At 30.2% G+C, this 26,703-nt stretch carries 24 protein-coding genes; 21 read left to right on the forward strand and 3 right to left on the reverse strand.

From position 1 onward, the window contains the following. Nucleotides 1-67: 67 nt before the first annotated feature. Entirely contained in the window at nt 68-496 is a 429-nt protein-coding gene (locus MPR_RS06495; RefSeq protein ID WP_002992190.1) for a plasmid mobilization protein, read from the forward strand. A 3-nt stretch (nt 497-499) separates the two neighbouring features. Beyond that, nucleotides 500-1,768, forward strand: coding sequence for a conjugal transfer protein MobB (gene mobB / locus MPR_RS06500; RefSeq protein WP_041890486.1), 1,269 nt, complete (start codon nt 500-502; stop codon nt 1,766-1,768). Nucleotides 1,769-2,128: 360 nt separating this feature from the next. Here the strand turns inward: mobB and MPR_RS06505 are convergent, their stop codons facing one another. From MPR_RS06505 to MPR_RS06515, 3 genes are all read right to left on the reverse strand, one after another. Further along, nucleotides 2,129-3,157, reverse strand: coding sequence for a DUF4062 domain-containing protein (locus MPR_RS06505; RefSeq protein WP_041890489.1), 1,029 nt, complete (start codon nt 3,155-3,157; stop codon nt 2,129-2,131). A 206-nt stretch (nt 3,158-3,363) separates the two neighbouring features. Further along, a complete protein-coding gene (locus MPR_RS06510) occupies nt 3,364-4,128 on the reverse strand; it encodes a DUF5457 domain-containing protein (RefSeq protein ID WP_041890492.1) in 765 nt (254 codons plus the stop codon). Between the two features lie 173 nt (nt 4,129-4,301). Next, nucleotides 4,302-5,375: a hypothetical protein gene (locus tag MPR_RS06515; RefSeq protein ID WP_041890496.1), complete on the reverse strand. Its 1,074-nt coding sequence runs from the start codon at nt 5,373-5,375 to the stop codon at nt 4,302-4,304. A gap of 782 nt (nt 5,376-6,157) precedes the next feature. Between MPR_RS06515 and MPR_RS06520 the strand changes: the two genes are divergently transcribed. From MPR_RS06520 to MPR_RS18790, 19 genes are all read left to right on the forward strand, one after another. Then, nucleotides 6,158-6,925 carry a ParA family protein gene (locus MPR_RS06520; RefSeq protein WP_041895229.1) on the forward strand — a complete coding sequence of 256 codons (768 nt, stop codon included), beginning with the start codon at nt 6,158-6,160 and terminating at the stop codon, nt 6,923-6,925. A gap of 11 nt (nt 6,926-6,936) precedes the next feature. After that, on the forward strand, nt 6,937-7,362 hold the full coding sequence (locus MPR_RS06525; protein WP_041890499.1) for a DUF3408 domain-containing protein: 426 nt from the start codon (nt 6,937-6,939) through the stop codon (nt 7,360-7,362). Beyond that, nucleotides 7,362-7,649, forward strand: coding sequence for a DUF3408 domain-containing protein (locus MPR_RS06530; protein ID WP_041890501.1), 288 nt, complete (start codon nt 7,362-7,364; stop codon nt 7,647-7,649). Before MPR_RS06525 ends, MPR_RS06530 begins: the two co-directional genes overlap by 1 nt. 3 nt (nt 7,650-7,652) lie before the next feature. Next, complete coding sequence (locus MPR_RS06535; protein WP_041890503.1) at nt 7,653-8,159, forward strand: hypothetical protein; 507 nt, start codon at nt 7,653-7,655, stop codon at nt 8,157-8,159. A gap of 168 nt (nt 8,160-8,327) precedes the next feature. Next, a complete protein-coding gene (locus MPR_RS06540; protein ID WP_006263328.1) occupies nt 8,328-8,636 on the forward strand; it encodes a DUF4134 domain-containing protein in 309 nt (102 codons plus the stop codon). 11 nt (nt 8,637-8,647) lie between these two features. Next, entirely contained in the window at nt 8,648-8,992 is a 345-nt protein-coding gene (locus tag MPR_RS06545) for a DUF4133 domain-containing protein (RefSeq protein WP_041890506.1), read from the forward strand. Beyond that, entirely contained in the window at nt 8,976-11,462 is a 2,487-nt protein-coding gene (locus tag MPR_RS06550) for a TraG family conjugative transposon ATPase (protein WP_041890509.1), read from the forward strand. Before MPR_RS06545 ends, MPR_RS06550 begins: the two co-directional genes overlap by 17 nt. A 111-nt stretch (nt 11,463-11,573) precedes the next feature. Beyond that, entirely contained in the window at nt 11,574-12,182 is a 609-nt protein-coding gene (locus MPR_RS06555; protein ID WP_489884325.1) for a DUF4141 domain-containing protein, read from the forward strand. Between the two features lie 3 nt (nt 12,183-12,185). Continuing rightward, the gene (gene traJ, locus MPR_RS06560) at nt 12,186-13,181 is read left to right on the forward strand and encodes a conjugative transposon protein TraJ (RefSeq protein WP_041890515.1); all 996 of its coding nucleotides are present in this window, start codon (nt 12,186-12,188) and stop codon (nt 13,179-13,181) included. A 31-nt stretch (nt 13,182-13,212) separates the two neighbouring features. Beyond that, entirely contained in the window at nt 13,213-13,836 is a 624-nt protein-coding gene (gene traK / locus MPR_RS06565; RefSeq protein WP_041890517.1) for a conjugative transposon protein TraK, read from the forward strand. A gap of 277 nt (nt 13,837-14,113) precedes the next feature. After that, nucleotides 14,114-15,400: a conjugative transposon protein TraM gene (gene traM, locus MPR_RS06570; RefSeq protein WP_041890519.1), complete on the forward strand. Its 1,287-nt coding sequence runs from the start codon at nt 14,114-14,116 to the stop codon at nt 15,398-15,400. Nucleotides 15,401-15,422: 22 nt separating this feature from the next. Continuing rightward, nucleotides 15,423-16,295: a conjugative transposon protein TraN gene (traN, locus tag MPR_RS06575; RefSeq protein ID WP_041890522.1), complete on the forward strand. Its 873-nt coding sequence runs from the start codon at nt 15,423-15,425 to the stop codon at nt 16,293-16,295. A gap of 152 nt (nt 16,296-16,447) precedes the next feature. Then, the gene (locus MPR_RS06580; protein ID WP_041890525.1) at nt 16,448-17,725 is read left to right on the forward strand and encodes a hypothetical protein; all 1,278 of its coding nucleotides are present in this window, start codon (nt 16,448-16,450) and stop codon (nt 17,723-17,725) included. A gap of 6 nt (nt 17,726-17,731) precedes the next feature. Then, nucleotides 17,732-19,159 carry a DUF8370 family protein gene (locus MPR_RS06585; protein WP_041890528.1) on the forward strand — a complete coding sequence of 476 codons (1,428 nt, stop codon included), beginning with the start codon at nt 17,732-17,734 and terminating at the stop codon, nt 19,157-19,159. A gap of 17 nt (nt 19,160-19,176) precedes the next feature. Then, nucleotides 19,177-19,995 (forward strand): PD-(D/E)XK nuclease domain-containing protein, encoded by an 819-nt coding sequence (locus MPR_RS06590; RefSeq protein ID WP_041890531.1) that lies wholly within the window; start codon nt 19,177-19,179, stop codon nt 19,993-19,995. Nucleotides 19,996-20,013: 18 nt separating this feature from the next. Next, a complete protein-coding gene (locus tag MPR_RS18105; RefSeq protein ID WP_052472652.1) occupies nt 20,014-22,524 on the forward strand; it encodes an AAA family ATPase in 2,511 nt (836 codons plus the stop codon). A 4-nt stretch (nt 22,525-22,528) separates the two neighbouring features. Then, on the forward strand, nt 22,529-23,497 hold the full coding sequence (locus MPR_RS06600; protein WP_041890534.1) for a hypothetical protein: 969 nt from the start codon (nt 22,529-22,531) through the stop codon (nt 23,495-23,497). A gap of 1 nt (nt 23,498) precedes the next feature. After that, entirely contained in the window at nt 23,499-24,215 is a 717-nt protein-coding gene (locus MPR_RS06605) for a CBS domain-containing protein (RefSeq protein ID WP_041890538.1), read from the forward strand. A gap of 78 nt (nt 24,216-24,293) precedes the next feature. Beyond that, the gene (locus tag MPR_RS18790; protein ID WP_139177135.1) at nt 24,294-26,282 is read left to right on the forward strand and encodes a tetratricopeptide repeat protein; all 1,989 of its coding nucleotides are present in this window, start codon (nt 24,294-24,296) and stop codon (nt 26,280-26,282) included. The last annotated feature ends 421 nt before the right edge of the window (nt 26,283-26,703 follow it).

Consider the following 26,703-nt stretch of genomic DNA (forward strand, 5'->3'; position numbering starts at 1 on the left):
CTAAGAGCCATTAGAAGTTTAGCGATATAAGTATTTCCTATTTTGACAAAAATCAAGATAAGAAACCATGCAAACTACCACTAAAAACAAAGGAGGAAGAAAACTAAAATCCAATCCTAAAAAATACAGACATGTTTTTAGACTCACTGAATCTGAAAACCAACGATTGCTTGCTTTGTTTGCATCATCAGGAATGACAAACAAAGCAAGCTTTCTTGTTTCTATGCTTTTAGATAGACAAGTTAAAACAGTAAAAGTAGATGTTGCTGCTTTGCAATATCACGGATTACTAACTAAACTGTTTAATCAATTTAGAGCAGTAGGAGTGAACTACAACCAAATTGTAAAACTTTGTAACCAGTACTTCTCAGAAAATAGAGCCAAACGTTCTATTTCAAAACTTGAAGAGTATACCAAAGATTTATCAAAACTTTGCTATTACATTATCAAGCTAACCAAAGAGTTTGAAGACAAGCACTTAAATACTAATCTATAAGTTATGATAGCTAAGATTGGTAAAGGAAGTAATCTTATAGGAGCTTTGTCCTACAATCAATTAAAAGTTGATAAAGGACAAGGTTCTGTTTTGTTTACAAATAATCTACCAGAACCAAATAACACTTCAAACTACATCACTCAACTTTATAAACACCTTGAGCCTTATCTACTTTTAAATAACAAGACAGAGAAAGTTGTAAGACATATTTCTTTGAATCCGAATCCCAATGATAAATTAACAGACGAGACCTTAAATGAAATAGCGAAGCAGTATATGAATAGTATGGGCTATGAAAATCAACCTTACATTGTCTATAAACACAGTGATATAGAAAGAGAACACATTCATATCGTAACAGTCTGTACAGATTTAGAAGGAAAGAAAATTGATGATAAATATGATCATTTAAAATCAATGAAAGCCTGTAGAGATATTGAAAAGAAGTTTAATCTAACCTCTTCTATAAATCAAACAAAAGAGGAATCTAAACAGATTCAATTTATACCAGTTGATTATACCAAACATAATTTAAAAGCTCAAATAGCCTCAGTAATACGATATCTACCCAAGTATTATAAGTATGATAGTCTAACAAGTTATAATGCTTTATTATCCCTATTTAACATCAGATCAGAAAAGGTTGAAGCTTCCTACAATGGACAAACCAAACACGGTTTAGTGTACTTTGCTTTAAATGAAATAGGAGAGAAGGTAAGTAATCCTTTTAAGGCTTCCCTTTTTGGAAAAAATGCAAGTTATCAAAATCTTGAAAGTCACTTTAAAACATCAAAAGAAAAACTAAAATCTTTACCTAATAAAGAGAACCTTAAACATACAATTGAGATAGCGTTAAATACAACAAATTCACAACAAGAGTTTAAAGGAGAACTTTTAAATCACGGAATAAACGTTGTTTTATTCCAAAACAAAGACAATCGTATCTATGGCGTAACTTTTATCGATCACAACTCTAAAAGTGTCTATAAAGGTTCTGATTTAAGTAAAGAGCTATCTGCTAATACACTAAATAAAAAGTGGAGTAACGCAGAAGATTATACCAATTCAATTTTAATACCTTCTCAACAAGCTAATACTAATGAATCAGACGAGTTACATCCAATGTTTGAGCATTTACATTCTGATACTACCAATTTTAATAATGATGAGTTTTTATCATTGTTTAATCTTTTAAACAATAACCAAGAGATAGATTATGAAGAGTTGAGTTTTGAGAAAAGGATCAAAAGAAGAAAAAAAAGATCTTTGTGAGATAGCGCACCTAATTAGACATCTTTATTTTGTGCACTTTTAAAACAAATAAATATCTAAGTCAAATAGAAAAGCCTGTAAACTGAATGAGTTACAGGCTTTTCTATTGTTTTGAAACTTTTAATAGGTAATAATCCTATTTATGTTGTGGAGAAAGAGGGTTAGCCTCTTTTACTTCGTATGCTTTATAAATAGGGGTGTTTACTTTTTTTAATTGTCGTGCGCACCTAATTACGAAAGTTTTAAACTATGATTGGAATTGTTTGATTCTATATCAAATGTACTATTTAATAATTGATTTTATACAAAAGATAGTTTTTTTCTTAACTAGTCACTTTGCAAAACACTTGTTGTGAGCAGTTATGCTTTAATTGCTCTTAGTCTAGTCATTACCTCATCACCAAAAGGTGTTAAAGACCAATATGTCCCATTATCTTTTATACTTCTTGATTTATTGCTTTTTGTTATCAAACCAAGAGCTCTTAATTGAACTTTTATGGTTTGATAATCGCTTTCAAATAAAGCATATGAATAAAAATTCCCTCCATCTGTAAATGTTTCTTCCTTTATTATTTTTGCATAAGTTTTATTATATACAAATTTATCTATAGAAGCTTTAAATTGCTCTTCTGATAATTCATCAATCATAGAGGGTGAAATCCAATAAAAAATTTCATTCCAATTAGTAGTGAACTTTCTGTTGTAGTTTCTTGCAGAAGAACGATAATCTCCATATTTAATGGAAAAACTCAGTTCTACTTCTGTTGAACCTTGAGCAAATTTTTCACTACCATCTGGAGCTTTAGTCCTAGCTTCATTTAGTTTATTTTGGAGTGTTTCTATTTCTTTTTTAAGTTTTAGTATTTCAATATTTGCTTCTGAACTAGATACTACATTTCCTCTAATCCACCCTATGCCAGGAAATTTTTTCTGTAGACTGATTAAACTGCGACTAACAACACTTCCCAACTCCTGAGGAGTTGCCCAATATTTACACATCTTTTGTTGGACTATAAGTTTGAAATCATCCAATTTTTGTTGTCCTTCTGTAGTTTTTTCAGTATGTTTTTTTGGAATAGATTCAGGATCTTTATGTAAAAATGCTATTATAGGTTTTCCACTCTCCAAAGCATAACGATATTCCATTTCTGTGTAGCTAACACCTTCTGAACCCAAAGAGCCATAACGGCCTCCTACGATAACAATATAATAATCTGAATCATCAATTACTCCTTTAATCAAACTCCATTGGTCTTCATTAGACGCTGGAAATAATTCCATTCCAGCTGGAATACAGTCTAATTCTAAAAGAGCGTGCATTATTTCTTGTCTTTCTTCTAAAAGGTCAGTATAGGTTGAACTAACAAAGACTTGATATTTTTTATCCATTATTTTTGGTTATAATTACTAACAACGTATCGGAGCTTAGCGTCAGTGGTGTAAATTGAAGCGAAAAGTTTCAATTTAGCAACACAGTAAGTAAAAGCCGATTCATTTGATGAATTTAAGACAAAAAGTCAATTTATTTGGCTTTTTTAGACATAGAAAACTGAAAACTTTCACTTTATCATTTACCCCGTTACGCTAAACCTATGTTATCGTATTGATTCATTTTTTCTTACTAAATTAAAAACTCCTAGTCCAATATATGCAACTAAGAATGTAATCATAAATGCAATTAATGTATTATTGTATGATGAGATTCTGTCAACTTCTCTTTGTAAAGATTCATTATTAGAATTTTGTTCCTTTTTAATATCTTCAATATCTCTTTTTAGGTTAGCTATTTCAACAAATTTTTTAGGATTTTCTTCCAATAAGGAGTTAAGAGCATTTATATTTTGTAAAATTTTTTTATTTTCAATTTTTAGTTGTTGAACTTCTATTTCAATTAGAGTTGTTTTATTTACGTTTAAACTATCAATAATTAAATTAGTTTCATTTATACTAAATTCCAATTGCTTTTTTAATTCTTTAATTTGAATTTCCATTTTTTCTTTATCAGAAGATTTAGATGTAAATAATTCAGATAAATTTGGAATTAAAGATGTTATAGTAACAACTATACTTACCATTAGAGGAACAATAAGTTTTCCGTATTCAGAATTTAAAAGTACTGAGAATTTGTATTTGTCTTTTAGTTTTAAAAAAGTATCTCTTGAAAGAGAATACATTTCTCTTTTATAAATAATAAATTTTCGTTCAACTAAATTATTGACAATTGCTAATATTTCTTCTTCTGTATATTCTTGAAAATCAAAAAAACTATAAATTTCAGAGAATGTATATTCTAAGGGTCTATTAGGATTGTTAAGGTATAAATCCTTTAATAACTTTTGTTCAAGTTTTGATTGATTCATTCTGTATTTAATGTTAAGTTTGGTATAATGTCGCCTAACGTTTTTTGGTGGGGTAATGGTGGGGTAATCGAAGTAATAATCTTCAATTTTGCAAAAAAGTTAAACCGAAGAAACACCGTTGAACTTTGCAGTTTTGCCTTACTATTTCAAAAACCTTGTTAGCAGTAGCCTTTTTATCTCTGTTCTGCGTAGTCATAATATAGTCGTCCAAGCTTAAATGTTTTTTCGGCTAGTTCGGCTTCTTGTTCAATGTTATAAGAAGAAATGGAAAGTTCAGACTTAGACAATTTTTTCAAGAGAGAACTTGCCGTTATATTTTTCATCCTTTCATAACATTTCTTTGCAACATTGTATGCCTCGATAAAATTAAGAACTTCTTCTTTTTTTAAATTCAAAACTTCACTTAGAAATTCTAAAAATTCATCACTTTCTATCTCAGTGGAGCTTATTCTTTCAAAGTCAAGATATCCAATTGGTATTTTAGAGTATTTTCTTTCGTCAACAAGTTTTTGCAGAATTAGAGAACTATTTTCTAACTTACTGATGTCAATATGATTTGTCAAAACTAACTCTTTATACAAACTCCAATCATACAATGCTTCTTCTAGCATATCTTGAGTTATTTCCTTATTTTGGCCAATTAAAGAATTAATCTTTTCAAGATTTTGCCATAAGAATCCAGCAAGTTGATTTTTTGTGAAATACCTTTTGTAGTCAGGAAGTTTTTTATAATCGCCAAGTTTGATGTAATTTTTTAATTGAATTGATGCGATATACATCATCATTTCATTATTTACAGCATACATTATTTGTAAATGATCATCTGTCAGTTTCCTTGTGTCCGTAGGAAAACCTTGCTCAGTAATAAAATCCTTTTGGTTTTCATTCCAACCACTATGAACAATAGTATTTCTTACATATTTTATTGCCAAGTATTGCTTTAGTATTTTTTCATCTACGTCAATTCTGTTTGTCTTAAAGCTATTACTTAAAGCAGTAATTCTGTCTTCATTACTTGATTTAGCAAAGTAAGGTTCTAAGATGTTATTAGTGTCCCTTTCTTTCCAATTTTCAATCATAGCTTCAATTCCTCCTATCATAAAAACACAAAATAGTCGTGAAATAGAAGCTTGAAATAAAAAGTCAATTACTACTTTACCTGGGTGGGTCAAATAACTGTCTCTTAAGTCTATCAGATAAAGTAGGTCGTCAGAATATGTATCTATAAATTCTGGTGTTTCTCTCATTTGTCTTATGTATCGTATTTAAGGTTACTGCTAAGATTGTTTCTTTCAAACATAATAAACTTTTCTTAAATTTTATTACGGAAATCCGTAAACCACTCAATATTTTGAGTCTATCTACTATTTCAACTAAAAACCACGACTTCGGAGTAGTTTTCCAGCCCTCTGCAAGAGCAAGTAGTTTTGAAAGCTCGAACCTTATTTCGAGTGCCTCAAAACATAACTTGCTGTTACTTTTGCAGTAACTTATTTAGATATAAATACATTTTATAAAGTAAAATCTAAAGTGATTTCATATTAGTAAATCACTCACTATTTGACACTAAAGTGCCAAGAGTAGCCTTAAAATTCCATTTAAAGTTTTCAATCTGTATATATACTTTCTTTGCTGTAAGATAGTAAAGTAAGTTTTGCAATTGTCTTTTAAATAGCGCTTTAAAACTTTTTTAAAATGATTTTTCAGTAAAAAAATAAAAGTGTAATGTTTGAAAAACATAAAACAGTTTTTACGGTTTATGTTTTTTAAAGGAACCTGTTTACAAGGTTGTAAAAAAACGAAAAAGCTAAAGTTTAAAGTAAACATTGTTTTGGTAAAGTAGGAAAGGTCATTTTAAACAAGCTCAACTTAATGGTAAAGCATACTCATTTAAAATACGATGTAAAGCTTTAAACAAGCAAAGCAGTAAATCAAACATCACTTTGTTAAAGACAAACATTTTGTTTTAAACAAACTAAAACTTACAACTATCCATAACGAAAAATGTAAACCATTTAAAATGTACAATATGGAAACAGTAAAACAACCTTTAAAAATTAGCTTTTATACACAAAAAGGCGGAGTAGGTAAATCTACTTTAACAACACTCTTAGCAAGTCAACTACATTATCGATTAGGCTATAATGTACTTGTCTTAGATTGTGATTTTCCTCAGAACAGTTTAGTTCATATGAGAGAGCGTGATAAGGATAGTATCATGCAAAATGAATATTACAAACAAGCTGCTATTAAGCAGTTTCAGATACTCAAAAAGAAAGCATACTCCATTGTAAAATGTAAAGCTGATGACGCTTTAGAAATAGCAGAAGAAACAATGAAAGAGTTGAATCAAGTCTTTGATGTTGTATTCTTTGATTTACCAGGAACGGCTAACACTAAAGGTGTATTATCTACTTTAAATAGTATGGATTACATCTTTAGCCCAATTATCGCAGATCGATTGGTTGTGGAAAGCACTTTAGGTTTTACTAAAGCCTTTGGTGAACTACCAAAAAACAAACAAAGCTCTGTTAAACAGGAGCTCTGGCTTTTCTGGAATCAAGTAGATGGGAGGGAAAAGACTGATTTATATGATAACTACGAAACAGTTATTAATCAATTGAATCTTCCTATTATGCATGCAAGGATAAAAGACAGTAAACGCTTTAGAAAAGAAAAAGAAGCTAAAGGCAGGTATGTGTTTCGATCAAGTTTGCTACCTACTGACACTAATCATATGAAAACAACTAATCTATCGGCATTTATAGAGGAGTTCTTAACTATTACTAATCTTTAAACTCTCAATCAATGAAAGAGCAAAACACTTCCAAACAAGAATCTCAGAAAGAATTAGTAGATGAGGACTATCTAATGAATATTATGAGTGGTGATATAAAAGTAGAGGCTACAACAAAAACTAAAAAGACAGCTGAAATAGAACCTGTAATACAAAAACAAGCATCACAAACAAAAGAGAAAAAAACAAAGAAAGAGACCTCAATTACTAAATATCAAGAACTCTTTTTGATTAATGACTTTCCATCAACAAGAGCAGGGAAGGTGGTTTATATACGACCTGAATATCACGAAGTACTACTTCGCATTATCCAACTGGCTAAAGAAGAAAAAACAACGCTTTATTCTTACTTAGACAATATTTTAAAACAGCATTTAAAAGAGTATAGCCAAGAGATTACCCAATATTTTAATGACAAATTTAAACCTATTTTATAATGAGAAAATTCAAACACTTTAGAAAATCTGCTCCAATGCAAGTTACTAAGAGCAAAGAGAATTATGTAGAGACTTTTTTAAAAGAAACATCAACTAGAGCTAGAGATGGTAAAACGGTTTACATCCGACCAGAGTTTCATGAAAAACTCACTCGTATTATTCAGGTAATAGGAGAGGACAAGGTTTCTATTTATGCTTATTTAGATAATCTATTAGACAACCATTTTGAGGAGTTTTCACAGACGATTGTAGAAAAGTTTAACCAGAAGTATAAACCTATTTTCTAGACTATGGAAATAGTCATAATAATCAGTCTTGTTATTATTATAGCTCTTATGTTATTAAATAAAAACAAACCAATTGAAAAAGAGAACCAATCTAAAACAGAAGAGCTATCTTTTAAACAAGATGTCCCTGTAAGTATCATAGGAGAAAGTAAACCAATTATGCTAAAGCAATCATTATATCTAACTAAAGAAGATGAAATTGATTTAGAGGAGGAAGAAAAAGAGCTAAGTAATGACTTACAACCTTTAGATAATGAGTTTACAGAGAGAGTAAGTATGGATGAGCTTAATAGGTTTGTAAACTCTATTGAAGAAGAATTAATTAGTGATACTACAATTAAAACAGCTAAAAAGATTGAAGGGTCTGATTTACTTGAGTTACTGCAAAAGGCAATGCCTGATTCTGCTAAGACAATAGCAAAACTATTAGACCAATCATTAAGCAAAAAATCACCCAAAAAGGAACAACCAACATATAATGAGGATTTTAATATTAATGATTTTGTGTAAAGAAGCCTAAAGGCGTTATAGTAAACCATACTTAACGCCTTTTTCATTGCATCTTATCGCCATGTGCGTCCCCAAACTTCCACAATCAATGCCTTAATCTGTTTTCCAAAGACATTTACCAAAGTATCATGCAAAGGGCATGATTATAACCAAATAAATGTCATTCTTATGAAAACAAAAACAATCAAACAAAGGCTATTATTACTACTAGTTGTACTAAGTAGTTTACCGCTACTGGCTCAAGGAAACGGAGCTGCTGGTATCACAGAAGCCACCCAAATGGTTACTTCTTATTTTGATCCAGCCACTAAACTAATTTATGCTATTGGAGCAGTGGTTGGTCTTATTGGAGGGGTAAAGGTTTACAATAAATTCTCAAGTGGTGATCCCGATACAAGCAAGACAGCAGCAAGCTGGTTTGGGGCTTGTATTTTCTTAATTGTAGCGGCTACCATTCTAAGATCATTCTTCCTTTAAAAGATGCGCTTATGAAAAAGTATAGTATCAATAAAGGCATTGGAGCCAGTGTTGAGTTTAAAGGACTCAAGGCTCAGTACCTGTTTTATTTTGCAGGTGGACTTTTAGGGAATCTTATTCTTGTTATGGTTTTGTATATGGCAGGGGTAAACAATCTTATTTGTTTAACCCTTGGTCTTGGACTATCGGGTTATCTGATCTACAAAGTATTTTCATTAAATAAGAAATACGGTCAGTATGGTCTTATGAAACTTCAAGCAAGAAAATATTTTCCAAGGTACATTATCTCAAGAAAAGATATCAAAGGGTATTTAAGTAGAAACTTAAAACAAAGAAACTATGAGAAATACAGCTAAGACAAATACATTAGAGCGGATGTTTCCAATTCTATCAGTGGAGAACAACTGTATTGTCTCCAAACAAGCAGATATCACGGTTTGTTATAAAGTTATCTTACCTGAGATATTTACCATCTCAGATAAGGAGTATGAAACTATTCACAGCGTGTGGCATAAGGCTATTAAAACATTGCCTGAGTTTACGGTTATTCACAAACAAGATTGGTTTATAAAAGAAAGCTATCAGGCAGATTTTAGTGATGCAGAGCAAAGTTATTTAAGTAGAAGCTTTGAAAGGCATTTTAATGAGCGCCCTTATCTTAATCACAGCTGTTATCTCTTTATTACAAAGACAACCAAGGAACGAATTAAAAGCCAAAGCAATTTTTCATCACTTACAAGAGGAGAACTGATTCCTAAAGAAATAAGAGATAAAGACTCGGTTCAAAGCTTTTTAGAAGCCACGACTCAGCTTGAAAAGATAGTAAATGATAGTGGACTGATTCACTTAACTAAATTATCTGAAGAAGACATTATTGGCTCGGAAGATAAAAGTGGACTTTTAGAGCAGTATTTAACGCTAAGTCCTAGTAAAAGAGGAAGTCTTCAAGATATAGCTATAAGTAGCGATAAGGTTAGAGTAGGAGATAATAGACTTTCTTTACATACCCTTTCAAACACAGATGATCTGCCTACTGAGGTATCATATTTATCACGCTATGAGAAGCTGTCAACTGATAAAAGCAGTATGGCTTTATCGTTTGCAGGGCCAGTTGGACTCTTGCTTAATTGTAATCATATCTACAATCAATATTTGTTTTTAGAAGATAGTGATTACAATCTAAAGCAGTTTGAAAAGTCAGCTAAAAATATGCACTCACTTGCTAGATACAGTAGAGCGAATCAAATCAACAAGCAGTGGATAGAAGAGTATTTAAATGAAGCTCATAGTAAGGGGCTAACATCTATAAAAGCTCATTTTAATGTAATGGCATGGTCAGATAATCCAAGTGAGCTTAAACAGCTTAAAAACGATACAGGAAGTGCTATCGCTTCTATGGAGTGTGTACCAAGACACAATACAGTAGATGCTGCGACACTTTACTGGGCAGGTATGCCTGGAAATAGCGGAGATTTTCCAAGTGAAGAGAGCTTTTTTACGTTCATAGAACCTGCCTTATGCTTATTTACAGGGGAGACGAATTATCAAAACTCGCTATCACCCTTTGGAATTAAAATGGCAGATCGGCTTACTGGTAAACCGATTCATTTAGATATATCGGATTTACCGATGAAAAAGGGAATTATCACCAACCGCAACAAGTTTATCTTGGGGCCATCGGGAAGTGGCAAGAGTTTTTTTACCAATCATATGGTAAGGCAGTACTATGAGCAAAACGCTCATGTACTGCTTGTTGATACTGGGAATTCTTATCAAGGCTTATGCGAATTAATTAAAGGCAAAACAAAAGGACAGGATGGTGTATACTTCACTTATACTGAAGAAAACCCAATTGCGTTTAATCCTTTTTATACTGATGACGGAGTATTTGATATTGAAAAAAGAGAGAGTATTAAAACGCTCATCTTGACGCTTTGGAAGCGTTATGACCAGCCGCCCTCACGAGCTGAGGAAGTAGCGCTTTCAAACGCTGTTAGTGGCTATATCCAAAAGCTTCAAACAAGCAATTTAAAACCAAGTTTCAATAGTTTTTATGAGTATATCAAAACGGATTACAAAGCTGAGTTAGAACAAAAGAAGGTTAGAGAAAAGGACTTTGATCTGGCTAACTTTTTAAATGTACTCGAGCCTTATTACAAAGGAGGGGAGTATGACTATCTATTAAACTCAGAAAGCGAGCTTGATCTACTTAATAAACGCTTTATCGTCTTTGAAATTGACGCCATCAAGGATCACAAAATTTTGTTTCCCATAGTGACTATTATCATTATGGAAGTATTTATAAATAAGATGCGACACCTTAAAGGACAGCGGAAATTAATCTTAATTGAGGAGGCTTGGAAGGCTATAGCCAAAGAGGGGATGGCAGACTATCTAAAATACCTTTTTAAAACTGTTAGAAAGTTCTTTGGAGAGGCAATAGTAGTAACCCAAGAGGTAGATGATATTATTCAATCCCCGATTGTAAAGGAAAGTATTATCAATAACTCTGATTGTAAGATCCTACTTGATCAGCGCAAGTACATGAATAAGTTTGATGATATACAGGCCATGCTTGGCCTTACTGACAAAGAAAAAGCTCAGATCCTTTCAATAAACCTAAACAACAACCCTAACCGCCTTTACAAAGAAGTATGGATTGGCCTAGGTGGAATGCAATCAGGAGTCTATGCCACAGAAGTGAGCTACAGCGAGTATCTGGCTTATACCACAGAAGAAACTGAAAAATTAGAGGTTATGAACCTCGCTAAAGAGCTTGATGGTAATGTGGAGATGGCTATAAAGCGGCTTGTACAAGAAAAGTAGCATGAATAAGAAAATACGCTAACCCAACTTTTCTAAGGATAAAAAATAGTATTCAGTAGAGTAAACAATCAATTAAAACATATAACCATGAAAAGACTATTACAGGTAGTAATGATAGCGATGCTATTTATTCTACCAATAAAGAATTATGCCCAGTGGACAGTATATGATCCTGGAAATTTAGCTCAAGGTATTATAAATAGTGCTAATGAAATAAGGCAAACTTCTGCTACAGTTAGCAATGTGCTTAAAAACTTCAAGGAAGTAGAAAAGGTCTATAACCAGAGCAAGGAGTATTATGATAAACTCCAAGCAGTAAACAATCTTGTTAAAGACGCAAGGAAGGTGCAACAAACTGTGCTTTTAGTAGGAGACGTTTCGGAGCTGTATGTCAAAAACTTTGGCAAGATGCTTAATGATCCAAACTTCTCTGCCCAGGAGCTTGTAGCTATAGCTAATGGATATTCCGTGCTTCTTCAAGAAAGCACAGAACTTGTGAAGGAGCTTAAGCAGATAGTAAGTAGCTCAACCTTGTCTTTAAATGATAAAGAGCGAATGGATGTTATAGATAGGGTTTACAAAGAAGTAAAAGAATATCACAACCTTGTTAGTTACTACACAAGAAAAAATATTGGAATCAGCATCTTAAGGGCTAAAAAGAAAAACAATACCCAAAGGGTACTTGATTTATACGGTACTTCTAATCAAAAATACTGGTGAGTTATGGGTGAGAGTAATCTCCATGGGGTTTTACAAAACCTCTATTATGATATGATGCCACTTACAAGTCAGATGGTATCTGTGGCTAAGAGTCTAGCAGGTCTTGGAGCGCTTTTTTATATTGGCATTAAAGTATGGCAAGCCTTAGCAAGAGCAGAAGCTATTGATGTGTATCCAATGCTTAGGCCATTTGCTTTAGGGATTTGTATTATGTTTTTTCCCACCCTTGTTCTAGGAACTTTAAATACGGTTTTAAGTCCAGTTGTAAAGGGAACACATCAGATATTAGAAACCCAGGTTATAGATCTAACATCTTTACAAAAACAGAAAGACATTTTAGAAAAAGAAGCGATGCTAAGAAACCCTGAGGCTGCTTATTTAATTTCAGATGAAGCCTTTGATAAAAAACTTGACGAGCTTGGCTGGTCTCCCTCGGATCTAGCCACTATGACAGGAATGTATTTAGAGAAATGGCAATATGATTTCCAAAAGAATCTAAGAGATGCCTTTAGAGAGATCTTAGAGATGATTTTTCAGGCTTCTGCTTTAATTATAGATACGATTCGGACCTTCTTTTTAATTGTGCTGTCCATATTAGGGCCTATTGCGTTTGCCATTTCTATTTGGAGCGGTTTTGAATCTACACTCTTACAGTGGCTCACGCGGTATATAAGCGTGTATCTCTGGCTTCCTGTAGCGGATTTATTTAGCGCAATGTTAGCTAGAATTCAATCCTTAATTCTTGAAAGAGATATGCTGTTGCTTTCAGATCCAAACTTTATCCCTGATACCTCAAATACAATATATGTGATTTTTATGATTATTGGCATTGTGGGATACTTTACAATCCCTACAGTTACTAGCTGGATCATTCAAGCAGGAGGAGCAGGAAACTTTATGCGCAATATGAATAAGACTGCCTCAACAACAGCTAATATGGCAACTGCGACAGCAGGAGCCTCAACAGGAAATATAGCTGGACAGCTTATTAAAAAGTAAAAGAGTTAGTAATCATTTTAAAAACAAAAAGATGGAATTTAAATCACTTCGAAATATAGAAAATAGCTTTAAACAGATAAGACTCTACGCTATTGTATTTGCAGTTGTCTGCCTTATAGTAGTAGGATTCTCTATCTACAAAAGCTATGACTTTGCAAAAGAGCAACGAGAGAAAATCTATGTGCTTGACAAAGGTAAATCCCTTATGCTTGCTCTTTCTCAAGACGCAAGTATAAATAGGCCAGTAGAGGCAAGAGAACACGTAAGGCGGTTTCACGAGCTTTTCTTTACCCTCTCGCCTGAAAAATCAGCCATTGAGGGTAATATGCAACGAGCATTTAACCTTGCAGATAAAACAGCCTTTGACTACTATAAAGACTTACTTGAAAAGGGGTACTATAGCCGCGTAATTTCAGGAAATATCCAGCAAAGGATTGAGGTAGATAGTATTAAAATTGACTTTAATAACTATCCCTATAAAACAATGACTTATGCGACTCAGTATATCATACGATCTAGTAATCTAACTAAAAGGAACCTTATAACAAGTAGCCAGCTTGTTTCGGCAGTACGCTCTGATAACAACCCGCAAGGGTTTATTATCGAAAAGTTTACAGTTGTAGAGAACAAAGACTTAGAAGTTGTCAAACGCTAAAACATAAGATTATGAATAAACTACAACTTCTAAGACACAGTTATTCCAGTAAACTATAAGCTTACTGGAATAACCTCTCTATAAAAAGACAACGAGTTTTATTACTTACCGCTTTTACGCTCTACGGGCTAGTTTGCCTTTTTATTGTAAAGACAAGCTTTACTTCTAAAATAAAGCAAGCATCAAGTAGAGTGAATCAGAGTAATATAAAACCAGTTAAGTATTTGCTTGATAGGCAAAAGAGAGAATCACACTCAACTAGTAAAACTAAAACATTATGAATCAAGATCAATTATCAAATAAAACCCACCAGATAGAGAAAATACCCAAAGAAAACAAGGCAATTCAAAACCTTATAGAAAAACACAAAAAGCACATTGTCTTTGCTTTAATGGGCATTGTGTTTTTAGGTGTGATGTACCTTTTGTTTAAACCAGAGGAGAAGGAATTAATTACTCATAATGATTCCGTTCCTGAGGCAACAACTAAGGGGATGCCAACAGATAAAGTAAAAGCTTATGAAAAAGAACTATGGGAACAGAAAAAGCAAGAGAATGAAAATCAAATTCACTCCTTAGCAGATTATTGGAATGAGCCTCAAGATGAGTCAACAAGCAATTATACTCATCAAGATTATAATGTAGAACCAACTTACACTCCCTATGAGCGGTCTTATCAAAACTACAAGCAAACTCAAGATGTGCTAGGTAGTTTTTACAGCAGTACTGAAAATCCGGAAACCGATCGTCTTAAAAAGCAAATAGAAGAGTTAGAGAGACAATTAGAACAAAAAGATACTCCAACTACTATTACAATAGACAATCAATTAGAGCTTATGGAAAAGTCTTTTCAGATGGCAGCTAAGTATTTACCAAACAGTCAAACTCAAAATGAAGTAACTCTACCAAGTAAAACAGAAACAGCCAAAGTCATCTCAACTAAAAAACAAGCTATTGCAGTAGTTCAAAGCAATGATAGAAACATTGTATCATCTTTAGTCAAACCAATGAGTCTTCATGATTTATTACCAATTAATTCTAAAAACAATCAAAACTTTTATACAGCAGAAGGAGAGCCTAAAGCGCAAACCCATAAAAACAGTATAAAAGTAAGTATCAAAGAAGATCAGGTTATTATAAACGAAGGTTACATCAAACTAAGACTCTTAGAAAGCATAGTGATAAATGGAGCTTTATTACCCAATGAAAGTACGCTTATTGCTAAAGTAAAAGTAAGTAGTGGACGATTAGAGCTTATTGTAAATTCTATTAAGATAGAAGATACTATCATAGAAGCAGAGCTTATTGGTTATGATAACTACGGACAAAGAGGACTTGAGGTATTAGACCTTCAAGAAATAAGCGCCTCAAAAGAAATCATAGCCAATATGGGACAGACAGCAGGGACAAGTATCTCAATGACAAAATCTGCTTCAGACCAAATAGCAGGAGATTTAACCAAGGGACTCATTCAAGGGGTGTCAGGTTACTTTTCAAAAAAAGTAAAAGCTCAACGAGTAACCCTAAAACAAGGACAAGAGCTGTTTCTTGTACCTAAGGAGTAATAATCAAGTAAACCAAAATATTATGAAAATAATTATAAAATATTTGCTACTGTGCTTACTAACAGTAAACATAGTAACCGCTCAAGACAGCAATCAATCTATTAATCTATCAAATGCTGAGGTAGTACCCTATGAAGTGGAACTAACCCAAAACAAAACAACGCATATTTTGTTTCCAAGCAGCATCGAATATGTGGACCTTGGAAGTAGTGACATTATAGCAAGCAAAGTAGAGGCTACTTCAAATGTCCTTCGATTAAAAACTATCAAAGAAGATATCACAGCTACAAACTTTACTGTTATAACAAACGATGGTAAATACTACAGTTTCAGTGCTAACTACAAAGAAGAGCCATTACAATTGAGCTATGATTTAACCAAGTTTGAAAAACAAATAAATAAACAGCAAAGCGAAGTGTTATTCAAAAACTTAGGAAACACTAGTCCAAGTCTGGCTGATCTTTTTATGAAAGCAATCATCAAAAAGAACAAGAAAGAGCTAAACATAAAAAGTAAAAGTTATGGAATTGAAGTCCGTTTAAAGAGTATCTATACTCAAGATGGTAAACTCTACTTTCACATCTCTATTAATAACAAAAGCAATTTACCATATGAAGTTGACTATGTAAGCTTTAACATCAAGGATAGAAGAACCTCAAAACGAACCACCATTCAAGAAACGAGTTTAAAACCAATTAGAAGTCTTAATAATTCTCAAATTATTGAGAGTCAAAGTAAACAAGATAATGTCTTTATGTTAGATCAGTTTACTTTGTCAGATAAGCAAATGCTTCTGATTGAAATCAATGAAAAGAATGGAATTAGAAAGCAAAAACTCACTATTAAAAACTTTAAAATTAAGAATGTAATGATGGTAGATAAAATAAAATTATGAGTTTTTTATAATTAAAATAAATGGCGTTTATCAATAGTTAAATTTTGATGAGACGCCTTTGTTTTATCTTTTAATAAGTTCATACGAGTATTTGATTTTTAAAAGGAATAATTAGATATATTTGAAGTTAACCTTCTAAAAACCTAATTGTTATGTCAAATTATGTCTATTTCAAAACGAAAACACAACATTTATATAATGTAGAATCAGAGAAAGATATTTTCAGTAATGATCTATTAGAATTAATTAAGGATACAGAATTAAAGGAATTAATTATTAATAAGTTTGACTTGGATCAAAATATTCTTATTAATGTTAATAAAGTTGATGTTGTTTATCAGGAAATCAAAAAGTATGTTGATAGATTTGAACTATTGAGATTAACAGTACCAGAGAACAAAGTCGATACATTTTTAAAAGAAAATCCAGAGGAGAGGAAGTATGACTATTACTTTAATATCAAAGAACCTTTTATTGATGAAAATACAGGCGAAATCATTGAAAATCTTGAGGCTGTGGCTATTTATGACTCTCTTGATCTATTTTATAAAGACCGCAATTTATCTCAATATGTAAAGTCTTTAAACAAGTCAAAAAGCTTAAATAAAAGTGAATTATTAGATGATTTAAACGCATCATGGAAAAAGCATTATAAAAAATATCCAAAAGAAGCTAAACCAAAGATATTTAGGATTTTAAAGAATAAAGATCTATACTACATCAAGAGTATTAATAGTAAAGCATATAAGGAATATGGAATAGCTGAATCATTTGTTTTATCAATGCTTGAATTAAATAAAATTCATTTAAGTGATAAGAAAGTGAATTTTAGCATCTCATCAATCTCATTGAGGGAATCAAAAATAGATATGATTATCTCTTTGGATAAAAAGGTAATTATAGAAGATCTTGGATATTTTAGACCTTCTATTTCAATTAGAAATGAAGATACTGGGAATGCTTCTTTAGGAGTCCATACTAGTATTGAATTTTATCCTAAAAACAGTGAGGATAATAATAAAATATATTTGTTCCCAACAAGAGATAAAAAGAATAAAATAGAAAATAAATCAGTTGCAAATCATACTATAAATCAAGATAACCTACTGGAATTATTCGGATCAATATCAGATTTATTTGATTATTTAAAACAAGTTGAACAAGATTTTACATTCTATCAAAATGCTCAAAATCCAGATGAGCTTAGGCAATTGATAGAAGAGAAAGTTTGTAATACAAAAGGGATGTTTAAAGGTGTAAAAAAGCTTCAGAATTTGTTTGAAAGAAAGCATGATCAACAAATTACTAATCTTCAAAATTTGCTTGAGATTTGTGGTCAAGCTGAAATGATTGATATGGATTTTGATTTAAAATTTAAATTAAGATACATTATTTCTAATGTTCTATTATATGGACATAATAAATTTTAAACTATCATGAAAGTAAGTGAAATTTTTAATTTAAATCTAACTCAAGCCGAGTTAGATTTTGTTGATATAGATATCTTGACTGATACTCCCTTATTTATAGATCCTTTTTTTTTAAGTAAACGTAATGACAATTGGTCCTATGAGGCTAATAGAACAATTCAGAATTTTTTTCAAAAAGTTATTGATCTTATAAAAGATGAAGAATTAGTAAAAGCTAGAAACTTATTTGATCACTTTATCGAACCTAATGAAACCTGCTTAGGTACATCAAAAGGAAACCCTATGGGTAGAGGAGTAGGAGAATCATATGCAGATGAAGTATTTGGTCAATTAAGTCAAAGTAGAGCTATACAAACAGGTCTTATTCAGGATATTGAAGATAACGTTATTTTTATAGATGGATTCGGTAAAGATAGACTATCGGATATGGCTACTGTTATATTAAAGAAACATTTAATAGAATATACAAAGAATCAGTGTAACTATCACCACATTAAATTAACTCCTAATAAACAAACTGGATATTACTGGGATTCGAAAAGTCAACAATGGAATCAAGATATAACTGATTTATTAATTATAGAAGAAAGGCATATAATACTTGTTCCTAAAGGAATAGTTTCTTTCTCAAAAGTATATACTCCTTATAGATTTTTTCAGCATTATGTTTTGAATTTTTATCAACACGAATATATACGTTTAAATAGTTCATTAATAAGAAGAAGAGTAAATGGAGATCCTTATGTGACCAAAAAATCTATAAAAGAAAGAATAACTTATAGTAAAGATTTTTTAAGAAAGTTTGCTGAAGATAATCCAAAAATATTTGAAAACTTTAAAAGAAAAGAAAGAGTAGAATCTCTACAAAATAGTGAGCTTTTCGAATATAGTATTAAGGATATAACTAAACGATTAATAGGTGTTTTACAATCGATATCCACAGGAAAAAATGATGCAGATACATATCATAAACATATTAAAAGTATTATTGAATTTCTTTTTTATCCTTTACTTACTACACCAGTTTTAGAAAATGCAATACACCAAGGTCGTAAACGAATTGATATAACATTTGATAATGCAGCTACAAATGGAATTTTTTTAAATTTATCAAATCAATATAAATTACCTTGTCCTTATATTGTGGTTGAATGTAAAAATTATTCTGCTGATCCTCAAAACCCAGAATTAGATCAATTATCAGGTCGTTTTTCTCCTAATAGAGGTAAAGTAGGTCTACTTTTATGCAGATCCTTTGATAATTTTGAGTTATTTATAAAACGCTGCCAGGATACCTTTAAAGATGATCGTGGACTTATTATTCCATTAGTAGATCAGGACTTGATTGATTTATTAAACAACTATGATGAAAAGAATTTTAGCTATTTAGATCAATTTTTAAGAGATAGAATTAGAAAAATAACCCTTAATTAAGTCACTATTAATCAATAATGAATAAAAAGGATAGATTAGAGAGATATGTTTATGAATTCTTTTCAAGTAGATTAGAATCTATGTTTCATTTTTATAGATCAACTCATAGAGATCGGCACTTTGAGATGTATAAATTAAAAGAAGGAACTAAGTTAATGGATCTAGTTATTTCCATACATGCTTATTTTGAAGAATCATATAGTTTTGAAAAACTTATTCCACAGCATTTTGCGACACCAGAAGCTCTTTTAAGGTCTTTATTTGAATTCAAAGAGTATCTTATAAGCTATCAAAAATATATAGATTTAAACAAACAAGATACTGAAAGAGATTATTTAGTTAACGATTTACAAAAACGAGTTAGTGAAATTGTTGAAGCAATAGATTATGCTAAACAAATATATGATAAAGATGAGGCAATAGTTCCTTATAGCGAGTTGAGATACAAATTAATTGTTAGAGATATAGATGGCTTCATCTTTAATTTAAAATCAATTTTAGCATCTGTATCTTATGCAATTACTAAAGTTCAAGAAGGATATTTTCATTCAAACGTTCATATAGTTTTAAAGCTTTTAGGGTTTGATATAATATCAGAAGAAATAACCAATAATGGAAGAATAGATGCAGTAATCCGTCTTTCTGATGTTATTTATATTTTAGAGTTTAAATTTAATAAAAGTAAAGATGTAAGTGATGCTGCCTTAAAACAAATAGAAGAAAAAGAATATCATCTAAAGTTTAATATAGAACAAAAAACTATTTTTGGTCTTGGTGTTAGTTTTGATAGTGAAACTAGGAATATAAATGGTTTTGCTTTTAAAAAATTAAGCTAATATAAATTGGAATAAAAAATGGCATTTAAATTACTTGCAATAAGACCTCTTGAAGGTTGTGATCAATCATTATTAAAAGGCTTAAAACCTAATGATACTTATCAATTTTACAATGAATATAATTTTATTTATCCAAATAGAAATGTAGAGAGTGCTTTACCTTTAGAAGATAATCTATATTATTATCCTACTACTATAGAATATAGAAGAGAAATCCCAGAAGGTTTTTTCGCTATGAATATTAGTATATCAGCTATTGTAGGACAGAACGGCAGTGGTAAGAGTAGCCTCTTAGAGCTATATTATATATTTTTATATAACATCTCACGTAATTTTTTCTTTAACAAAGAGGAGAAAGAATATTCAGACTATAAAGAGATTGTACTTGAAGTCTACATTGAGTTTAATGAAACCAATAAAGATGAATCAAAAATTGGTTGTTATTACATGATTTGTAAAAGGGATAAGTTTAAACTATATTATTTAGAATACAACAAAGATGAATTAAGTGAAAATGCTCTTGATTATTATCTTAATAAAGAGAAAATTGAATTAAATAATAAGAATTTTAATAACAGAAGTTTTAATATTTATTCTTTAATATCTAACTATGGTTTATATGGATTAAATAGTTCTTTAAATGACAATAAATGGCTTGATTCTACGATTCTTTTTCACAATAAAAGGGGATATGAACTTCCTATAACAATTAGTCCTTATAGAGATTTAGGAAATATAGATGTTAATAGAGAGTATATCTTAGCTCAACAAAGATTAATCATTAATCATTTTGTAATTAAAAATCAAAACTTACTAGATAATATTAAACTTGAAAGTGTAGATTATTATATTGACACACATAAGCAACAATTTACTGATTATCCAGTTAAAGAGGGCAGGAAATATGCTAATTCTCCAGAAAAAATAAAAAAAAGGATATTTGACAATGATATTATACTTAAGAATATTTTTGTTTTCTTAGAGGAAAATTTCGGAAGTATAGATATTAAATCTTTCACAAGTTTAATATCAAATAAGTTTAGATTATCTAAAGAATGTTTTAATGAATTAAATCAATTTTGGGAAACCAATGTTACAAAAAGACTTACAAAAGAGTTCTTTATCTCCTCAAAAAAGGATAGTTTAACTATAGTTGAGTTACAATATTTGGCTTTTTTATATTTATTTAAAAAAATAGAAAAAATTTCAAAAACTTATAGTGTTTACAAAGATTTCAATTACCTTTTTGATGGTGACCTTACTTTAAGTGATAATTTTAAAAAATTAAAAGAAGATTTTGTTCAAGGACTTAATTATAAATTAAGTGGAGAATTATTATATAAATCAGATATTTTAGTAATAGAGAAGATACTAAAGAAGTATTTTAATATGTTTCGTAGAGTATTAGCACCAGGACATTCTTTAAAAGGGAGAGAAATGTTGACTGATAATCACGTTGAACCTCTAAGTGATTTTTTAGAAAATATATTTGTTGTAGATGTAATAGAAAAAGAATATTTCTTAAATAAAGTAGTGAATTATTTCGAAAAAATATACAAGCGAGAGAGAATGAATCAGCTTGACTTTTTTTTGCAAAAAATAGCTAATGATCAGAGCCATAGGGCTTTTAAAATTAGGCAAGTCTTAAGTTATTTTAATGATAGTACATTTCAAAGAATGATAGCTGATACAGTGTTTGATAAAGAATTAAATCTAACTAAAGTTATTGTTAAAAACGATTTTATAGAATCAGACAGAATTGATAAGGTTCCTTTAGCTTTTTTTGATGTAAAAGTAAATCTTAAAAAATCAGAATCTAACGATTTGTTTTCTTTTTCAAATCTAAGTTCTGGAGAACAACAAATGATTTATTCCTTACTTAATATAACTTACAACTTATTTAATTTAAGATCTACATATAATATGGGAGGTAGATATCAAAACATCAATCTTATTTTTGATGAAATAGAACTTTACTTTCATCCTGAATACCAAAGAAAATATGTTAATCAGTTAATAGAAACATTAAATTTTTTTACTGAAGACACAAAGTATCCTATGAATATAAATGTAATTTTTAGTACTCATTCTCCTTTTATTTTATCTGATATTCCTAGTCAAAATATTTTGAAATTAGAAGAAGGTGTTCAAATCAAGGACAAAGAAACAGTAAATTCTTTTGGTGCAAATATACACGACCTTCTAGCCAATGAGTTCTTCTTAAAAGAAGGAACTGTTGGAGAATTTGCTAATAAAAGAATAAGTGAATTAATAAACCTTATGTACTTAAATATTAAAATCAAGGAGCTTGAAGAAGATGAAAAAAACTTATCTGTTTCAGATATTGAAATAAAAGAGAGTTATACAGCTTTACTAAAACATTTTAAAGATAAATTAGAAAAGATACCTAACTATTCTAGCCAAGAGATTACAAACCAACTTAAGTTAATTGGTGAACCATTAGTTAGGCTTAAAATGCAGGAAATGCTTTTAAAAATGAACGAGAAGATGTTTAATCACAAAAACTAGATAGATGATTTTTATTGAAAATTATAACAAGGCAAAAGATTATCATTATAAAGTATTAAAATGTTGGTTTGTTCATAAGCTAGATCGAAGTTCTAATAATCATAAATGTACATTACCTAATTGTGAGTCATGTAAAGAGCAAAAAAAAGATGGAGGATTTGTAAAAAGACAATATTATAAAAAATTGTCTCTTCCATTAAGAATCTTTTTACAAAATAATTTGGACAATCTAATTCAGGGGACTTCAGAAACACTTAAGCCAGTAATTATAAACAATTATAGATTATTATTAAGGACACATAAAGAGTTAACTGAGTTTATTGTAGAATCAACTTATAAGGATTTTTTTCAAAAAAAATGTGGTAGGAGATTTTTAAATCTTTTAAATGTCAATACATGTTTATCATGTAATATTAATTATACACTAGAGGTTGTAGATTCTCATGCAAGAGCTCAATTAGATCACTTTATGCCTAAAACTTATTTTCCAGTTTTAGGAGTTAATTTTTATAATCTGATACCAGTTTGCCCTAGATGTAATCATCTAAAAGGAAGTGGAAAAAACAAGCATTGGTGGCGTTATAATTATGATAAACTATATCATCCTTATTTTAAAGAAAATAATGTGTTTAAGTTTAATTATCAATATACGGATTCGACTAATAGTTTTGATATTACATTTAGTAAAGCAGATGATATTAAAGCCAAAAACACAATTGCAGAAAATAGATTAGCACAAATTTATTCAGCACATTGCAATTTTGAGTTCAGAGACTTATACAATTTAAGAAAGAAGTATGGAGGAAATCATCTGAATCAAATGATAGAATTCTTAAAAAAGACAGGAATAACTAAAGAAGAAACTTATGAAATGCTTTTTGGTATTAAGACTAATGAATCAGAATATCATAAAAGACCTTTTAGTAAGTTTAAATCAGATATAATTGAAGAACTATTAAAATTAGAGGACTAATATGATGACTAATGCAGAGAAATTTATAGATATATATAATCAACTTGATGCTTTTTTAACTAGTAAAAGAAATGATGGAGATAAATATGTTGACTATTCAAAGAAAGTAAGAGAAAGTAATGATCCTCTTATTAAGAAAAATCTTGATAAATTATTAAGCTATGGCAAACTAAGGAATGCTATAAGCCATACTCCAAGAGGGAAAAATGAGCAAATAATAGCCCAGCCAAATGATGAAGCTATAATTGATTTTGAGTTGCTGTATCACAAAATCTTGAATCCTCAAAAAGTAATACCTAACTTTCAATTCAAAGTAGAAGGAACTACTGAAGAAGAAACGATAGATAGGATTTTAAAAGTTATGAAAGATAGGTCTTTTTCTCAATTTCCTGTATTTGATAAAGATGGCTATGTTATTGAACTTATAAATACTAATACAATATCAAGATGGTTAGCAGATAATATTATAAATGGAGAGATTGTAATAGAATCTCCTAAAGCCAAGGATTTATTAGGTTCAATTGAATTTGAAAAAAACTATAAATTTATTTCAAGGAATTGTGATATTTATACAGCCTATCAATATTTTATAGATCAAATCGAGAAAACTAAACGAAACTTAGATGTTCTTTTCATAACTGAGAATGGAGAAGAAAAAGAAAAACCCTTAGGATTAATAACAATAGAAGATATTGCTAATATTGTATCTACTAGATAGGGAGGAGTTGATTAATTATAATTAATATCCTTATCAGTTTTGTATCTTTACAATCTTATTTATCAGAGTACCCAAGTTATGTCAATAGAATTTAAATTAGATCAATACTTTTACTTATTATTTCCAAGCTTTAGCAAAGACCAAACTACTTTAATTAAAGAAGTAGAGCAGTATTATACTATTAATGGTTTAAAACCTATAGTTGAGTTAACTGGAGATCTTATTAAAATCCATATTGATTCTAATAAATTAAAGGAAATAGAACAAGCAGAAAAAAAGCTAGTTATTTTAAGTGAAAAGGGAGAATACATAAAAGCTATTTCATTTGCTGAATCGTTAATAGAAAAACAATTAATCTCATCAGAGATATACCGTATCTATGGTCAGCTTTTATCAGAATCAGGCGATAATAGCAAGGCTATTGATGTTTTGATAGAATCTCTTCGCTTAGATCCTAAAAATAAGTGGGCATTACTTATGATGGGAAACATCCAGTTTAGCTATTTAAAAGATATAGATACTGCAAAAACCTATTATAATGAAGTACTTAGATTAGATAATAAAGATTATATAACGCTTAGTAATTTAGGAAGTATACTTTGTCAAAAAAACTTAGAAGAAGGAGTAGAGTATCTATATAAAGCTTTAGATATAGAACCGAACTATCCTAATGCTAATCTATCTTTAGCTATCTATTATTTTAATGTAAATAATAACAAACAAGCATTTAATTACGCATTAAAGGCCTGGGAGTACGCTAATGAAAACAGAGATATTCTTAAAAGTAGTTCTGATCTAGCTCAAAGAGCAGCAAATAAGATATCTAAACAGATTAGTATTAAAGATCTAGATAGATATATACAAGAACTAGAAAAACGAGCTAAAAAGCCTATCAAAATTGAAATAGATGAATCTTTACAAGTAACAGCTAAGATAGAAATAGCAGAAAACTACAATAGAGACTTTCACCTTGTTAAATATAAAGAATCTCATGGATCAGGGATTCATTTAGTTTTACATGAACTGATTCATTTAGATTTTATCCTTCAAGCTAGAGAGGTTAATGCAAATCTACTTTTTACTACATCTAATGATAAAGAAGAGCTTTTTATTAAGAAGTATCAAGATGATTTTCATGAGCTTTTAGCAAAGGGATATCCAGAAAGCGCTCTGGGAGAAATCTCAAAGATGGCGTTTGATGGCACAAACCTTTTAGTATATAATACACCTATTGATCTTTTTATTGAAGACAAGATTTATAGTGAGTTTAAAGACTTTAGAGCAAGTCAATTTCTTTCTTTAGTTAATATTATTACCGATGGAATAGAGTCAGTGACTAATCAAAGAGTACTTGATTTATTTCCTGCTAATATTATACAGATTACTAAGGTTTTAAACTTAGTGCATGGTTTACTGTTTAAAGACCTATACAAGATTGATCTTATAAAAGCGTTTAAAGCAACTAAGCAAGAGTTAGATCAAGCAAAGGATTTCTATAACGAATTTATAGAGTATAGATCAGACAGAGAACCTGCAGAAGAATATGAACTAGTTCAAAACTGGGCAGATGATCTTAAAATCAGTCAATATTTTGAGTTAAAACCTGACCCAAATAATAAGATAAACAAAGTAAAGGATAATGATACTCAGAATCAATTATCTAAGATGACTATCGATGAGTTATTAGCAGAATTAGAGCAAGATCCTTATAGTTTAAACGAAGATAAATCTTGGCAAGATAAAGCGCAAGCCTTATTTAATCAGACTCACACAAGTGATAGTATAAATTTAGCTGTAACTATGTTTATGGTTGATGCTTTAAACTATTATAAAGCCTTAGATTTATTTAAAGTAAAACAACTCGCTATAGATTGGGCAACACTTGGAATGGCAGGTATTGATCCTCAAAAAGATGGATATAGTCTACCGGCTATACCAAATAAAATATTCTCAGGTTATAAAGTACTAGCCTATTATTATGTCTCATGGGCAATAGCTTTACCTGAGATGCTAGATCAACTTGGAATGCCATTTAAAAAAGAATATGAGTTAGCACAATCATTATAGACAAAGAAGAGTATCAAAAGTATTCTTTTTAAATTTTAGTAACTTCTTATATCTTGAAGTTTCTTTATTTTAGTTATTAAAGCTTAATCATTGAATCAAAGTAATCACCTAATAAAACAAAAGTATTAGTTGTAGAAATCTTTGTATTTATCTACATTTATACTTTAAAAATTAATAGACTTATTAAAAGCCTATTTTTTAATTAAACCTGTTTTTCTACTATTGAATTTTGGATACTGGCCAATATCCTTTTGGATTGAAGCAATAATCGGTATCTGGTTTTAGAGTAGTTTACTACTTTAAAACACAATGCTCAGTATTGAATTTATTTATAGAGAATTAATGAAGATTTAATACATCATCATTGTATTTTTCTTGACATCATTTGTTGACAAAGTCATACTATTAGAATAAAGGAAAA

Source organism: Myroides profundi (genome assembly GCF_000833025.1).
In the GTDB taxonomy this organism is placed as follows: Bacteria; Bacteroidota; Bacteroidia; order Flavobacteriales; family Flavobacteriaceae; genus Flavobacterium; species Flavobacterium profundi_A.

Coding starts and splice junctions, on each gene's coding strand:
- MPR_RS06495 (WP_002992190.1), top strand. CDS start 68: ATGCAAACTACCACTAAAAACAAAGGAGGAAGAAAACTAAAATCCAAT.
- mobB (WP_041890486.1), top strand. CDS start 500: ATGATAGCTAAGATTGGTAAAGGAAGTAATCTTATAGGAGCTTTGTCC.
- MPR_RS06505 (WP_041890489.1), bottom strand. CDS start 3,157: ATGGATAAAAAATATCAAGTCTTTGTTAGTTCAACCTATACTGACCTT.
- MPR_RS06510 (WP_041890492.1), bottom strand. CDS start 4,128: ATGAATCAATCAAAACTTGAACAAAAGTTATTAAAGGATTTATACCTT.
- MPR_RS06515 (WP_041890496.1), bottom strand. CDS start 5,375: ATGAGAGAAACACCAGAATTTATAGATACATATTCTGACGACCTACTT.
- MPR_RS06520 (WP_041895229.1), top strand. CDS start 6,158: ATGGAAACAGTAAAACAACCTTTAAAAATTAGCTTTTATACACAAAAA.
- MPR_RS06525 (WP_041890499.1), top strand. CDS start 6,937: ATGAAAGAGCAAAACACTTCCAAACAAGAATCTCAGAAAGAATTAGTA.
- MPR_RS06530 (WP_041890501.1), top strand. CDS start 7,362: ATGAGAAAATTCAAACACTTTAGAAAATCTGCTCCAATGCAAGTTACT.
- MPR_RS06535 (WP_041890503.1), top strand. CDS start 7,653: ATGGAAATAGTCATAATAATCAGTCTTGTTATTATTATAGCTCTTATG.
- MPR_RS06540 (WP_006263328.1), top strand. CDS start 8,328: ATGAAAACAAAAACAATCAAACAAAGGCTATTATTACTACTAGTTGTA.
- MPR_RS06545 (WP_041890506.1), top strand. CDS start 8,648: ATGAAAAAGTATAGTATCAATAAAGGCATTGGAGCCAGTGTTGAGTTT.
- MPR_RS06550 (WP_041890509.1), top strand. CDS start 8,976: ATGAGAAATACAGCTAAGACAAATACATTAGAGCGGATGTTTCCAATT.
- MPR_RS06555 (WP_489884325.1), top strand. CDS start 11,574: ATGATAGCGATGCTATTTATTCTACCAATAAAGAATTATGCCCAGTGG.
- traJ (WP_041890515.1), top strand. CDS start 12,186: ATGGGTGAGAGTAATCTCCATGGGGTTTTACAAAACCTCTATTATGAT.
- traK (WP_041890517.1), top strand. CDS start 13,213: ATGGAATTTAAATCACTTCGAAATATAGAAAATAGCTTTAAACAGATA.
- traM (WP_041890519.1), top strand. CDS start 14,114: ATGAATCAAGATCAATTATCAAATAAAACCCACCAGATAGAGAAAATA.
- traN (WP_041890522.1), top strand. CDS start 15,423: ATGAAAATAATTATAAAATATTTGCTACTGTGCTTACTAACAGTAAAC.
- MPR_RS06580 (WP_041890525.1), top strand. CDS start 16,448: ATGTCAAATTATGTCTATTTCAAAACGAAAACACAACATTTATATAAT.
- MPR_RS06585 (WP_041890528.1), top strand. CDS start 17,732: ATGAAAGTAAGTGAAATTTTTAATTTAAATCTAACTCAAGCCGAGTTA.
- MPR_RS06590 (WP_041890531.1), top strand. CDS start 19,177: ATGAATAAAAAGGATAGATTAGAGAGATATGTTTATGAATTCTTTTCA.
- MPR_RS18105 (WP_052472652.1), top strand. CDS start 20,014: ATGGCATTTAAATTACTTGCAATAAGACCTCTTGAAGGTTGTGATCAA.
- MPR_RS06600 (WP_041890534.1), top strand. CDS start 22,529: ATGATTTTTATTGAAAATTATAACAAGGCAAAAGATTATCATTATAAA.
- MPR_RS06605 (WP_041890538.1), top strand. CDS start 23,499: ATGATGACTAATGCAGAGAAATTTATAGATATATATAATCAACTTGAT.
- MPR_RS18790 (WP_139177135.1), top strand. CDS start 24,294: ATGTCAATAGAATTTAAATTAGATCAATACTTTTACTTATTATTTCCA.